At 53.5% G+C, this 14,380-nt stretch carries 10 protein-coding genes; 1 reads left to right on the top strand and 9 read right to left on the bottom strand.

Features of this window, described 5'->3' with window-relative positions:
* Positions 1-9: 9 nt before the first annotated feature.
* A complete protein-coding gene (gene hrpB, locus JJQ72_RS09455) occupies positions 10-2,514 on the bottom strand; it encodes an ATP-dependent helicase HrpB (protein WP_208203486.1) in 2,505 nt (834 codons plus the stop codon).
* Between the two features lie 208 nt (positions 2,515-2,722).
* On the opposite strand from hrpB, the gene gluQRS reads away from it, so the two are divergent.
* On the top strand, positions 2,723-3,700 hold the full coding sequence (gluQRS, locus tag JJQ72_RS09450; RefSeq protein ID WP_347880734.1) for a tRNA glutamyl-Q(34) synthetase GluQRS: 978 nt from the start codon (positions 2,723-2,725) through the stop codon (positions 3,698-3,700).
* A gap of 61 nt (positions 3,701-3,761) precedes the next feature.
* Here the strand turns inward: gluQRS and JJQ72_RS09445 are convergent, their stop codons facing one another.
* The 8 genes from JJQ72_RS09445 to essC form a co-directional block, all read right to left on the bottom strand.
* Positions 3,762-4,562: an SDR family oxidoreductase gene (locus JJQ72_RS09445; protein WP_138226020.1), complete on the bottom strand. Its 801-nt coding sequence runs from the start codon at positions 4,560-4,562 to the stop codon at positions 3,762-3,764.
* Between the two features lie 156 nt (positions 4,563-4,718).
* Positions 4,719-5,549 (bottom strand): PP2C family serine/threonine-protein phosphatase, encoded by an 831-nt coding sequence (locus JJQ72_RS09440; RefSeq protein WP_233280993.1) that lies wholly within the window; start codon positions 5,547-5,549, stop codon positions 4,719-4,721.
* A 4-nt stretch (positions 5,550-5,553) separates the two neighbouring features.
* Positions 5,554-6,306: a vWA domain-containing protein gene (locus JJQ72_RS09435; protein ID WP_208203484.1), complete on the bottom strand. Its 753-nt coding sequence runs from the start codon at positions 6,304-6,306 to the stop codon at positions 5,554-5,556.
* 31 nt (positions 6,307-6,337) lie between these two features.
* Positions 6,338-8,473: a serine/threonine-protein kinase gene (locus tag JJQ72_RS09430; RefSeq protein WP_208203483.1), complete on the bottom strand. Its 2,136-nt coding sequence runs from the start codon at positions 8,471-8,473 to the stop codon at positions 6,338-6,340.
* 130 nt (positions 8,474-8,603) lie between these two features.
* The gene (locus JJQ72_RS09425; protein ID WP_138226023.1) at positions 8,604-8,879 is read right to left on the bottom strand and encodes a WXG100 family type VII secretion target; all 276 of its coding nucleotides are present in this window, start codon (positions 8,877-8,879) and stop codon (positions 8,604-8,606) included.
* Between the two features lie 139 nt (positions 8,880-9,018).
* A complete protein-coding gene (locus JJQ72_RS09420; RefSeq protein WP_208203482.1) occupies positions 9,019-9,528 on the bottom strand; it encodes a WXG100 family type VII secretion target in 510 nt (169 codons plus the stop codon).
* 27 nt (positions 9,529-9,555) lie between these two features.
* Positions 9,556-10,362, bottom strand: a complete 807-nt coding sequence (locus JJQ72_RS09415) for a hypothetical protein (protein ID WP_208203481.1) — start codon at positions 10,360-10,362, stop codon at positions 9,556-9,558.
* A 16-nt stretch (positions 10,363-10,378) separates the two neighbouring features.
* Entirely contained in the window at positions 10,379-14,377 is a 3,999-nt protein-coding gene (gene essC / locus JJQ72_RS09410) for a type VII secretion protein EssC (protein ID WP_208203480.1), read from the bottom strand.
* Positions 14,378-14,380: the final 3 nt, after the last annotated feature.

The raw sequence follows: 14,380 nt of genomic DNA, 5'->3' as shown, positions 1-14,380 counted from the left end.
GGCCAAACGTTAACGGGACGTTCTTGGCTTGACTTTGTTCGTGGCCTCGGCCTCAAGCGGATTTTCCGGCCAGTAGTGCTTCGGGTATCGACCCTTCAAGTCTTTTTTAATGTCAAAATAGGCATGCTGCCAAAAGCTCTCCAGGTCTTTCGTAATCTGCACCGGCCTCCGTGCCGGAGATAACAGATGAAAGGTAAGCGGCGTTCGGGAGGCTCCCAGACGCGGCGTCTGCTGCAGCCCGAATACCTCTTGCAGCCTGACCTCCACATAGGGTGCCGCCGGATCTTCATATTGAATCGGAATCCGGGATCCACTCGGCACTTGAATATGCGTGGGCGCCCATTCCTCCAGCTTCTGCCGCTGGTCCCAGCTCAGCTTATGGGCAAGCAGTTCTCCCGCCTTCAGTTTCTTGAGATCCTGCCTGCTTCGCACACCGCTTAAGTATGGGGCCAGCCATTCCTCCAGCGTATCCCGTAAAGCTTCATCGTCCACGCTCGGCCAATCAGTGTTATGACTGCTCATAAACTGCATACGCTGCTTCCATTGCAATGACTGCGTGCTCCAGGACAGAAGTCCCAAGCCTTCCCTGCGAACCGCGCCCACCACAGCTTGAATCACAGCCGCTTCGTCTGGATGCGGGTCCATGCGCTCTGACAGCTTTAGATGCCCCAGCATCACAGCTTGAACCGCTTTAATTCGTCCTGCTTCTTCATGCCAGTTAACAATTTTCTTCATGTACAGCTGTTCCTTAAAATGCCGCTCCAGGACATGGAGCTCCAGGCTCGCTGCAGCCTGAATCGTGGCCGTCGTTCCCCGGTCATCCACAACGGCGGCGGTAATGAGTGGAAGCCTCGCAAGCGGAGTGTCTCCTCGGAACACGGCACCGCGGCCGCTTCGCAGCACGAAATGTCCCTGTTCACGCTGTACTGCAATCCGGTCCGGGTAGGCAAACGCCAGCAGCAGGCTGCTTCCGTCAGCATCCATGGGCAGCACCGGCTTGACGTTCAGCTTGCTCATCAGACGTCTCATTTCCCGACTGATTTCTGACCACGGAGTTCCATCATTGTGGCTGGAGTCTGCTGTATCCCTGGATAGCTGATCTATAAGCCGCTCTATCCTGACGGCAAGATCCGGGTTGCCGCCTGTGTCTGCACCAGACTCTTTTTCCTGCAAAAAAGCCGCCAGCAGGCACGCCAGTGACCCTTGGCCAAGCTCCTTTCCCTTGATCAGCATATGAGCCAGCCTCGGATGAAGACCGAGCTTTGCAAGACTACGTCCATGCGGTGTCACCTTGCCAGCGGCGTCTACGGCCTGCAGCAGAGACAGCAGCTCTCTTCCAGCGTCCATAGAAGCAGAAGGCGGCTCGTCGAGCCAATGCAGCTCCGCCAGGTCCTGAATTCCCCATACAGCCAGCTCCAGCGTCAACGAGGACAGATCACTGCGCAGGATCTCGGCAGGCGTATGAATTTGAAGTGCAGCATGCTCCTCAGGACTCCATAATCTGTAGCAAGCTCCTGCCTGAACACGGCCGGCACGTCCCTGCCGCTGGTCGGCAGATGCTCTGGATACCCTGCGCGTGACGAGCTGCGGAAGTCCGGTACGGCGGGAGTACTCCTCTGTCCTCATCCAGCCGCTGTCCACAACAGCTGTTACACCCGGTATTGTCAGGCTCGTCTCAGATATAGAGGTGGACAGAATGATCTTGCGGCGGCCAGCAGCGTCCGGTGCAACCGCGAGCTCCTGCTCCGGCTGACGCAAACGGCTGTGCAGCTGACGCACTACAGCATGCTCAGGCAGCCCTGCACTTCGCAATGCTCTGCCCGTGCGTTCAATTTCCTTCATGCCGGGCAGAAATACGAGGATATCTCCAGACGTTTCGTGCAAAGAGCGAATGATTGCGGCCGCGACAGATACCTCCAGCGCTTGACCGGAAGGCGGAGGCATATAAAACGTTTCTACCGGGTAGCTCCTGCCGGAGCAAGTTATGATTTCTGCCCCGCCCAGCAGCCTGGATACCGGCTCAGCCTCCATCGTAGCTGACATCACCAGCAGCCTCAGATCCTCGCGGAGCACGCTCTGGCATTCCAGGGCCAGAGCCAGACCCAGATCTCCATGAAGATTTCGTTCGTGAAATTCATCAAAGATAATCATCCCAACACCGGTTAATTCCGGGTCTTCCTGAAGCATACGGGTAAGCACGCCTTCGGTTACGACTTCGATGACAGTCTCCGGACTGACCCGGGAGTCCGCTCGAACCCGGTATCCGATCCGGGCCCCGACAGCCTCACCAAGGGCATTCGCCATAAATGCAGCCGCAGACCTGGCGGCCAGACGCCGCGGCTCAAGCATGATAATTTTATGCCCTTTTAGCCACGTCTCCGTAAGAAAAGCTAGGGGCACGCGTGTCGTCTTCCCCGCCCCTGGCTCTGCAATTAAAACGCCGCTTGTGTTGTCTCTGAAATGATGCAGCAGCGTAGGCAGTATTTGATCAATGGGTAGTTGTTCCGATTTCATGAGGTGGTCCCTGTTCCTTTACTTTATTCATTAGATTCATGCCTGAGGAAGCTTGTAATGCTGCTGACAACAGGCATGCAGATATTGTAGACGGTGGATCACTATTGATCAATAGCTTCTGTACAATGTCTGCGTTACAATAGAAGGCATGAATTTCAAAGAATCGGTTTAAGGATGACAGATCATTTCGCTAGAGTAGGTGATGCTTGTGTTACAGCCTGAATCAGATATCTTGTCCAGGGGCCGCTTTGCCCCTACCCCCTCGGGACATATGCATGTTGGTAATGCCATGGCCGCCCTGCTGTCATGGCTGCAGCTTCGCAGCCAAGGAGGAGCCTTTGTGCTCCGAATGGAGGATGTAGATACCGGCCGCTCCCGGCAGCATTTTGCAGACAGCATTGTCCATGACCTCACCTGGCTCGGACTGAATTGGGATGAAGGTCCAGACGCGGGCGGACATGCCGGGCCCTATGTTCAAAGCCAGCGTCTGGAGCTTTATCGGGAAGCACTGGATAAGCTGCAAGCACAGGGGCTGCTTTATTCCTGCTATTGCAGCCGGGCAGACATTCTGGCCGCCCCGAGCGCGCCTCATGGCTTGAGTGCCGAAGGCCCTCTTTATCCTGGAACCTGCCGTCATTTAAGCCAATCCGAGCAGCAGCTTAAAGCCCGAACCAAAACGCCCTCTCTTCGTTTCAAAGTGAAGGAGAGATTTCCAGGCTTTCAGGATGGTATTCTTGGACCCATTGAAGTCAACGGTTATGCAAGCAGTGATTTTGTGGTTCGGCGGGCAGACGGCATCTACGCATATCAGCTGGCCGTCGTGGTGGATGATGCCGCGATGGGCATCACTGATGTGTTTCGGGGCGCTGATCTGCTGGATTCTACGCCGAGGCAGCTTATGCTATATGAGGCTTTGGAACTGACACCTCCACGCTTTGCCCATTTTCCTTTGCTTCTGGACGAAAAGGGCAACCGCCTGGCCAAGCGGACACAAGGTCTCAGTATACGGGAGCTGCGTCAGCGGGGGGTGAACCCCCGGCGAATTGTCGGCTGGCTCGCCTGGATCACCGGATTAATAGGCAGCCTTCAGGAGCTGAGCCCGCAAGAGCTGATTCCGCTTTTTTCCATGGAACGAGTACCTAAAGAGCCTGTTATGCTGACACCGGATGTGCTAAACCTGTTATAACGAAATCATGCAGAGATCACGGATGTCAGGTCCGCTTCTCTGCATGAATGGTTTCGGCTGATTAGCGCAGCAGGGACTCTGCGCCGTCTATAAAGATTTGAGCTCCGGTAATGTGCCGGGACTCGTCCGAGGCCAGAAAGGCTACCAGATCAGCGACATCCTCCGGCTCACCCGAGCCGTGCTGAAGCGGCTGACCGCCTTCGGGGTATTCGATCGGGATCGTAATTTCATCCACATGCCCTTTTACCTTCGTGCTTTGTCCAATGTTCGTAGAAATCGCGCCGGGACAAATGACATTCACGCGGATCTGGAATTGAGCCAGCTCCAGCGCTGCCATTTTGGCAAAAGCGACCTGTCCGGCTTTGGTGGTGCTGTAGGCAATCATGCCGAAGCCTGTGAATACCCGGGTGCCGTTGACTGAGCTGGTAATGATGATGCTGCCTTTCCCGCGCTTTTTCAAATAGGGCACGGTATGCTTGATGGTCAGGAAGGTACCGTCCAGGTTGACCTGAAGCGTCTTCTGCCAATCCTCAAGCTCTAGCTCATCAATTGGTGAGAGCACCCCGTTAATGCCTGCATTTGCAAACACAATATCAATGCCTCCAAACGCTTCTGCCGCTTCCTTCACGGCCTGCTCCACACGCTTTGGATCCGAGGTATCAACATCATAGGATTTAGCACAGCCTTCACGAATCCCGTTCAGCTCGACTTCCGCCTCATGTGTCCGCTCATCCACCAGATCAAACAATGCGACATTGGCCCCTTGCTTGGCCAGCTTTACCGCAGTAGCCCTTCCAATCCCCGAGCCCGCTCCGGTAACAATGGCCGTCTTTCCTTGAAAACGACTAGGTTCCTGGTTCATCCCATTCATCTCCTTTCATATAATGAGCAGTAAGCTTCATCTGTCACAAGATTACCCAAATCGTGATGTAATAATCATTCCACAGCAAAAGAACTCCCTTCCGGCTTGCAGCCGAAAAGAAGTCCCTATATATTGCATCTGCAGTTCAGTAAGCTCTTACCATGATATTTCCAAAAAAGAAGCGTCATCCTCCAGCCCTTCTGTATGCCTCGCATCCATCAACACCTGAAGATCCTCATCAGGCACCACTTCGGAAATACCATCGAGATCGCTGAGTCCGTCACTGTACAAGAGCAAGCGATAAGCCCCTGCAGCGTGAAGACGGCATTCATAGACATTCGGTGTGCCCTTCGGTCCAGTCCGTGTAGACCAGCGATCACCGGTTCGAAAGGTTCCCGAGAAGGGTGAAGCCACCTCGGCCTGCTGCTGAAACAAACGCAGCCGGGAATCGCCCTGCCATGCCAGCCACAGCCGGCCTTTGCGCCCCAATTTGCCAGGGAGCTCAATCCGGCCGCATAAGTACATCGCTTCACTGCCGTTCTGTTTCTTCTCCTGAAGGATGTCTCTCAGCAAGAGCGGAGCATTCTGATCTACAGACAAAGCTTCCTCCTCCAGCCTGGCAGCTTGAGACAGCTGCACCAGCCTTTTTTGCAGCAGATGGCGGCTTGGCTCAGCCTCCGTTCGCAGCCAGGATAGAAGACCCTCTCCCAGAAAACGAGCTGCGAAATCTCCGCGGTAGCTCATGCTCACACCGTCACACAGCACGAAGCTGCAGGTTCTTCCATCTACGGCAAAGGCCATATAATCCTGACCCTGCTCTTGCAGCTGAGCCGTCTCCGAGGCTCGGCCGTAGGCATAACGGCAATTGAACCTGCTTTTCAGGCTGGAGACCGGCTGCTCCTCATGCTGTCCACTCACATACGTGAAGCCATCAACAGGCCCTGTTTTTTGTTTCCCGGCAAGCTTTCGGTTTGGTGATAATCGCATAGCGTTAACGAACCGGGGTCGCCGCTGACATCTGGAATCCGATCGATACCAGCTCAGCACAGGTGCCAGGCAGCATCATAAGCGCACCAGACGCCAGCTGATAGTCTGCCTCCAGCAGCATTTCCCGGTAGCTGTCCGGCAGTACGGAGGACATAGCCCGGAGCTTCAGGGCATGCTCATCTTCAAGAGGAGTGTCGGCATGAATCCCTTTCCAGCGGCGCGGCTCTGTTACCGGCTGATTCAGCAAATGGTCCGATATACATATATTCTCGACGAGAACATTGCCATCCGGGACACTCATGCTCATGATCCGCTTCGCAATCGGCTCAGGGTCTTCCCCTGTAGCTACACCATCAGTCATATGGCAAACGAGAGGGGCCGGGCAGTCCTGCATATTCGGAATTTCAGCCTTCAGGATTCTTTCGGCCTGCAGAAAGGCTTTGGCAGAATCCGAGAACCGCTTCGGGGTCAGGTCTGGCAGCGAGCCAATCGCTGCAATTTCGTCAATACCCTTGATGCCGTTCAGCAAATCATAGACGTCATCACTGTATGCCAGAATAGCAATGCGATAGCGAGGCGTCAGTCGATTACCCTTGGTAGAACGAAATACCATCTGCCGAATGGCCAGGGACAGCGCGTCATAGACGACATCAATGCGGCGCTTGCCCTCCATCAGCATATTCATAGAGGCACTGATATCAATTAAATAAATGATGAGTGCCGGTGTCCGCTGTGAAGCCTGAATACTATAATTCACCTCATACACCCCTGCGTCAATGTCATTGAAGTTAAAGGCTCGGCAGCCAGAACCCGCTGTTGTTTAAGAATAAATTAATATTGCTGCTGCGTGATTTCATGGAGCCGACTGAATTGTAATAGGTCGCATCCTTCTGATACATCGTCTGAAAGCTCCGGGCGAAATTTCTTGCTCTCGGTAAGTTGTCGGTTACTTGAGCGTTATAAGCTTTGTTATAGTAAGCTATCAGAGTCACCACATTTTCCGCTCTCTGCTTCTTGAGCTGCTCGGCCTTGGCAGCAGCCTCTTGCTTACGAGCTTCCTCCTGCCGCTTGGCCGCCGCCTGGCGCTCTGCCTCTGCAGCCCGGGCTGCCTCTGCTGCTCGCGACTCTTCTGCGGCACGGACAGCTGCTGCCTCTTTCTCCTCAGCCTCCCGCTGCTTCTTCTCCTCTAGCAAAGCCAGATACTGTTCATACTTCTCCTGATTGTCGTACTTTTCCTGCAGAGCCTGCTTTTCTTTTTTGGCCTCTAGCTGAGCGAGATACGCTTCATATTTCGCCTGCTTGTCATACTTTTCCTGCAGTGCTGCTTTCTCGGCAGCGAGCTTGTCGGCTTCCTCCTGCTTCGCCTTCTCTTCTTCCTCTGCCTTCAGGCGAGCAGCGTCCTCGGCTTTTTTTTGCGCAGCCAGTCTGGCAGCCTCTTCTTCCTTTTCTGCGGCTTCTGCTGCTGCACGTTCCTTCTCTTCATCTTCTTGCTGCGTGGCTGCTGAGGCTTCCTGCTGCTGTCGGACCTCTGATTGGTCCGCCAGAATCTGGTTCACTGTAAATACAGAGCCGGCCAGGACAGCAATGCCCGCAGCCGTAGATATCATAAATTTCCTGGAGCTTGCGATGGCTCTCCAGGCCTTCTTCTCTTCCTGCGGAGGATAGAGCTGTGACTCCAGATCATGAATAGCAGCCGCCAGCTCAACCTCTAATGGACTGTCTTTTTGAACAAAATGATACGCCGAACGGAAAATCTCCAGCGCTCCTGTCAAATTGCCTGCGGCCTCCAGATCCCGGGCTTGATGAAACAGCCGCGCGACAACATGATCATTCACCTCGCCGGTATCCGGCTGAAGTCCCAGATTGGCAGCAGCATCCTGGGCATGCTGAGCCGCTAGCGCTTCATCAATGACAGGCTTGCGAACGGCTCCCGCAGCGGCCTCAGGCGCCTCGTGGGCAGAGTCTTGCTTCGTCACCGAAGCCGGCTCTTCAACAGAAACGGCGGATAACGCAACCAGCCATTCCCCAAAGGTAGGGCAGCTGCTCAGATCCTGACTGTCCCACGCTCGGGTAAACAGATCACTAATGGCTGCCCCCCACCGCTGGCCAAGCGACTTCTTCAATAAGAAATACCTCTCGCAGCCGGTCTGCATCTCATGCTGGTCGAAATAGCTTTCGCCCCAGGACTTGCTTACGACAGCGACATCGCTCCAGCCAAGCATCTCCGCAACGATGACAGCACCTGCAAAGCGATCTGCGTAAGAGCTCCAGAGACCGCTCTGAACCGCCCGATGCGCGGCATACCCTGGCGAGCCTGCCAGCAGAACGTCTGGCCGGTCCATCTTGGGACTATAGATTTGCTCAACATCCACCAGCTCCACAGCGGCGGCTCCTTCAGGAAGCTCCACTTCCGAAAAAAACGGAAGCATGACATTAGGCGCGGAAAGGTCACAATGCGCAAGACCCTTTTGCTCCATACTGGAGCCGATCGCAGCCAGTGCCTTGGCCAGCGTCAGACTTTCGCTCCGGCTCAGGCTCCGCTGGTCGCTAATGACATCAAACCAGGTCATCCCATGAATCCAGGGCATGATGACAGCATACAGCAGGTCAGGATACCGGGCTATCAGTTCTCCGTTTCTTTCGGGAGTGAGCACCTCTCGGCTGCAAACCTGCAGACCAGGTATTTCTTTATAGCCAGCCATATGATCCGATTGATAGACCATCGCCGGCATACGAAATTTAGGAAAAAACACCTTCAGCGCTTTAGCTTCATACGGTGAGCCATTTACAGGCAGCAGCTGGTAAACGATCCCCTGCCTTCCTGCCTGTGCATAAGCAAGTCCCGGGGCCGCAGGATGCTGCCCTACTCTGTACGCCGTATTATTAATTGTAATCTGATCTCCGGGTGCAGGCTGAAAACCCATTGCAGCTCCCCCTTTCTATTGTCAAAATTAAGATTCTGTTTCATAGATCAAATTAGAGAAAAACCGGGAGTCCATAACCACCCGGTTTCTGCTTTCATATCCTGATATGCTATAGCTTGGTTCACTTCTACTAGCGTGTCTGATCAGCCATACGGAACTTCTGTGCAATCGCCTTCAGCTCGCTGCTGATGCTTTCCAGTGTTTGAACGAATGAGTTCATAAGGCGGCTGGCCTCCTGGAACTCCTGGAAGAAACGCTGCTTCGTCATACCGTCCCATTGACCTTCCATGCTGTTGACGGACTGTGTCAGGCTGTTGACGATCTGTTGGCTTTGATCACCACTCTGCTTAAATTGATTGGCTACCTGCTCAACTTGCTCCGGGGTAATTAAAATACGACCTGCCATGTATGTTTCCTCCTTTAATATGAATGCATATTTAACTGCTGAAAACATCGTAGCCCAGATCACATTCAATATCAAAATGTCATCCGACCCATTTTCCAATTACCACCAATGACCCATATTTGAAACTGTTCAGGATGATTTAATTAGCAGGCGCTAAGCGTGAAGGATCTGCGAAGGTCCAGCCCTGTCCCGAAAGGGCCGCCTGCTTGGCCGATTCCTTGCCTTCCGCTGTCGCCATGCCAACCGCCTGAACTACAGAGCTTGGATTGGAAATATCGGGCGAGCTTCCCGCTGGAGCCAGAATGGAACGAGACATTTCCTGCCTGGAGGCTGCAAAAAGAGAAACCGGCGAAACTCCTCCTACGAGGGCATGGTTCAGCACGGAATTGTATTGATGATCCGTCTCCTGAAACAAATCGGCCTTTCCCGCCAGCTCCTGGCCCAGCCTTTCCAGCAGAGAACCCACTTGCATGCCCAACCGCTGGGCGAGATGCCACTCGTCCATCACTGCTGCCTTAAGCGAGGTTTCCCAGACGAGGGGATTCATGGCCTCACCGAGCTGATTACTCATCCCTGCAAATTGACTACCGGAGTGCAGGAGCTGCCGGCTTAATGACCGGAGCCGTTCCGGTTCGACAGAAATACGCATAGGTCCTCACCTTTCATTCGGGCTGACTCACTGTTTTAACCACATCATTAGCATCTGATAAAAATGTTCACGGGTTGCCGGCGCAGCCGTCAGCCAGTCCTGATCACCCTGGAGACTCATACGCAGCAGCCAGCTGATGGATTCATCAGATATAAAGGCCGCATTCTGGCTCTCCCAGCGATATCCATTCCAAACTGACAATTGAAGCTCTCCCGAGGAGACCTTGTTCTTCATGCACTTGGCGAGAGCCAATGAGCCTTCGGCATCATCTGTAAGCTTGGCCAGCCGGTCCGCAATCGCATCACCGGAAACCGTCGCAGAGGATGTGAATATATCACTAAATTCTTTACGGCTCAGAAGCAGGGCCGGTATTTCACCAAGAGGAGCCTCACTGAGAGCTAAATCGTCTACCAGTCTCTGGCAGGTGCTTTCCACGGTGCCCAGCTCAGTCAGGGCATATTGCTGGTCGTTTACGCCGCATTTACACACCTGGATCACCTGGTCTCCGACAACATGGAGATACCCTTCGAAGCTGGTTCCCAGATGTTCATATTTCAGCCAGCACGCTCTTTCAGCAAGACCGGCTACAGCTACCCTAGAAAACACCTCAGGAGGGATCGAAAGCTCTCCAGTGTCTTCTAATATTAAATAATTTTTCTCCAGCAAGGAGGTTTTTGCTGACTCCCATTCCAGCGCAATCTCTTCCGTTAAGTATCCACTGAAAGGATCTTTGACGCCGAGCAGGCGATCAGAGCCAAGAATACCTGCTAGGAAAAAGAACTCTTTATCATCAAGTGTAATCGTCCCCTGTTTAGAAGCAGGAATCGTCAACATTATGAGCCACCTCCCTTCAAACTACAACATGCCATCGGTCACGAATTTCCTTGACCCATTTTTCTGGATTCCAGACCTCTGTAAAAGGAACTGCGCCCTTGATTCTGGAAAATTTACGTTTTATATAGTACCCTTGTCCCGGAGGAAGGAGCTTTAGTCCTCCAGCACTATGGTTGGATTCCGAAAAAGGAATTCTAAAGAAGGATAAATCGTTAGAGTCCAAAGTACCAAACAGGAATCCTGCTTGAGCTGCTTTAATATCCGAGAACCAGTCCACGCCGTATGTCGGGAAATCAGCAGGCACTCCGGAAATGATGACATGAACGTTACGGTCTCTGCCCAGCCGTACAATGGAAGACAGCTGATCCTTTACTGTGAAATCATTAAGCTGCTTGCTGAGCACATCCGCATCATCAATCATAAGCACAATGGGTCTATGCTCTTCTTCCTTCGTTCGCAGCTGAACCGCTTCGTAGATTTTGGAGATCAATGCCGTCAGCTCCTCTTCATCTGAAGCAGTCCCCTTGACATGAGGCAGCTGACTTAAAGAAGCAAGGCCCTGGCTGCCATAACGGGTATCTACCGTATATAGCTCCAGCTCCTCCGGAGAAGAATGAAGAGCCATAGACAGCATCCAGCTCAGCATAAAGGAGGTCTTTCCTCCCTCCATGGGACTGCCAATGATGAAATGCGGGCCCTCCTCCAGCGAAAGGTTAAAGGGATCCAAATCATCGGTGGTTAGACCGAGCGTCACTTGACGCGACGCTTGATGTGCGGCTTGACTGTAAGGCTGATCCATGTCCAGCAGCTCATGCAGCTGGATCTTCTCCGGCAGTGACAAAATAGCGGGTGCTTTCTCTCCACTCCAGGAGTGGCTTAGCTGTTGAATTTGCTTACGCAGCGCTGCCGAACGCTCCCCCTCATCCCGGCCCGGGGCCGGAAGAGCTGACTGGAATTCCAGCGGCGGCACCTGTCCCTTTACCAGCCCGCGGCCCGGCGGCAGCTGACTTGGTGCTTTGGTCGGACGTCCGACTGCGTAATAATAATCCGATGGATCTGCCAGCTCGAAACTCAATGCATGCGAGATATTGCTGCGAACCTTTTCAAATATATCGGAGATCCGGTTCGCTGAGATGATAAAGGTGATGCCGAGACTTCCACCCTCCCGAAGCAAATACTCCAGCATATCATTTTCATCGGCATACGTATTTCTGAAATTAAGATAGCCATCAATCACAACGATCAGCTGCGGCAAAGCACTTGACATTGAACGCCGATAAGACGACGCGGTTTTGACGCCGGCCTCGGCCATCAATTCCTTGCGAGTGGCTGCGGTCCGGGCCAGGAAACGGAATAACCGCTTTATCCGGTCGTCCTCCTCCGTCGTCATCACTGCACCGATGTGCGGCAGTCCGGCAAAGTCTCGCATCGTCCGGCCCATATCCACGATATATCCATGCCATTGGTCAGGTTGATATTGCGCGGCCAGGGACATCAGCATCGTTTGGATCAGCGTGGTCTTGCCGAGTCCCGGCATGCCATAGATGACCCAATGGCCCTGTTCCAGATTTAGCAAGAGCGGCCGCTGGCATTGCTGAGTCAGATCATCTACAAGCCCCGCAGAAGCTGTTAAAGGAAGACTACCTGCCGAAGCAAGCTGATCCTCCTGAGCAGTCAGGGCTTCGACCTCCTCCAATTCCAGCGTTTCCGGCAGCGGCGGGAGCCATGGTCCCGGAAGCCGAGAGATTCCATGAGCACTTGCAGCCTCAGCTGCCTGGTTAATGAACACCTGCAGCTGCTTCATGGGCTCTTCTTGATGCACCTTCGATGCCTGCGAGGGCGCAAGCATCGGCTCATATTTCCCATTCAGGCGCAGCTCACGGATCTGAACAGCAGCATCCTGATCATCTTGATGTACTGTATATGGCGCACCGCTCCAGGCAAACTGCATCTCTTCAAACACTTCATCACTACCGACCTGAAAATAGCCGCGACCCGGCTTATTGATCCAGGCAGCGTTCGGGATTTTCAGCATGTCCCGGCTGTCGCCTTCACTTTGGACGCGCAGACAGATTCGAAAGCGAGAATTACTCCAGATTTTATCGTCGACAACCCCGGCCGGCTTCTGCGTAGCAAGAATCAAGTGCACGCCGAGTGTCCGTCCGATTGCCGCAATACTGATTAATTCATCCATAAATTCGGGCTGGTCCTTCTTGAGCTGTGCGAATTCGTCAATAATAATGACTAGATGCGGCAGGGGTACGCCCTGCCCGCTGCGGAGCAGCTTGTAATATTCATCAATATGCTGGAGATTGCCAGCATCGTTCAACAGCTTCTGCCGGCGCACCAGCTCTGCTTTTAAGGACACTTTTGCACGCTCGATCAGGTTGTTATCCAGATTAGTGATGGTTCCAACGACATGAGGCAGGTGAAGGAAGGTGTTCGACATGCCTCCCCCCTTGTAATCGATAAGCATAAAGGCCAGATCATGCGGATGAAACTCTGCCGCCAGAGAAGCAACTATGGACTGGATAACCTCACTTTTGCCGGAGCCTGTAGTTCCGGCAATCAGCCCGTGGGGGCCATGGCCGCCGCGTTCAATTTTGTCATGCAGATTCAGATTGATCCTCTTGCTGCCAGCCCGCACACCCATCGCTACCGGCAGTGAGTCCGGGTAACGGTTCTGCTGCCATCTGCGGTGGAGATCCAGCTCTTCAATGGTCTCAATCTCCATCATTTCAAATAGCGTTAAGGTGGAAGGAATGTCTGAAGCGGACGAGCGCTTCAGTCGGATTGGAGCCATATATCGAGCCAAAGCCTCCATCTGGTCCCGAGATACATGATCGATATCAAAGCCCTGCTGTCTCGCCTTTCCATCCTCCTTGACCGTAACCACGGCTCGGTCTTTGCCCGCCTCCAAAATCAGCTGACACTGCATCGGCAGGGATTCCTTTCGGTCAGACAGCACAATCGTTATAGCGTCCACCGCCTCCGCTTCCTCCATGAGGAGCGGCAGCAGCGGCTCTTCCTCAATCAGCTGGGCGGATGACAGCAGAATCATGTAGGCCGGAATATTCATCGAGCGAGCGGCATAATCGCTGCCGCTTCGGCGGCGGCGATTGAGCTGCATGAAGAGCTCGTCGGCCAGCTGATGAGCGGTGCTGCGTCGATCTGCCAGATATCGTGCAGAGCGGTCATCATCCCAGCAGTGCGGGAACCATCTCATCCAGTCCCATTCATCCGCTTCCTTTTCCTCGTAAAAAGCCGCCAGCTTCACCTCATCCGGCGAATGGCGCACGGTCATCTGAGCGACAAGCACGCGCAAGGCATTCAGAGCATGCTCCCGCTGACCAACCACCCCGATCACCTTGGACTGATTCAGCGGCAGCGTAATTGAAGCATCTTCAACGACCGCAAAATCAGCTGCCAGGACTTCCGCCGCTTCAATAAGCGGATCTTTCTCGTATCCATCTGATCTGGGCGGCTTGATGTGGACGAAGAAAGGGACCTGACCCTTTCCGGCCCGCAGCTCCAGAAAATCACTATCCTCCACAGATCTTTCCCAGAGCCTGCTGCTGCGGCTTTTGACGATCTGGCTGCATACCTCGGGATCACCATGAATCTCAAACATGGTTTCTACCTGTTCCCGCTGACGCTCCTTCAGCTCTTCACGGTGCAGCTCCAGCTGGGCGCGATACATCCGGTCTCTTTCTTCAAGCCGCTTCCGATAAACCTTCTTATTACTGAGATACATAAAGAAGGGCAGGGTATAGGACATGAGCATCATCGGAATCATGATCATCTGAAACATCATAAATCCGCCGCTGCCCATACGTCCTGACATATTCATATAGACATAAAATGCGATCATCAATGCAGTCATAATGACGGGAATGATGATCGAAATCATAGAAAATGATGGCTTGCTCGGTTCTGTGGGAGGCCTGAATATTTCCATATCCTCTTGCTGAAGAGCGGGTTTAATCCGCGGAGATCTCTGATACAAGACGTTCATGGG

It is taken from the genome of Paenibacillus sp. F411, from assembly GCF_017582705.1.
Taxonomy (GTDB): domain Bacteria; phylum Bacillota; class Bacilli; order Paenibacillales; family Paenibacillaceae; genus Paenibacillus_AQ; species Paenibacillus_AQ algicola.
The sequence above is the reverse complement of the archived record's forward strand: the minus strand, read 5'-3'. Positions and strand labels throughout refer to the sequence as shown.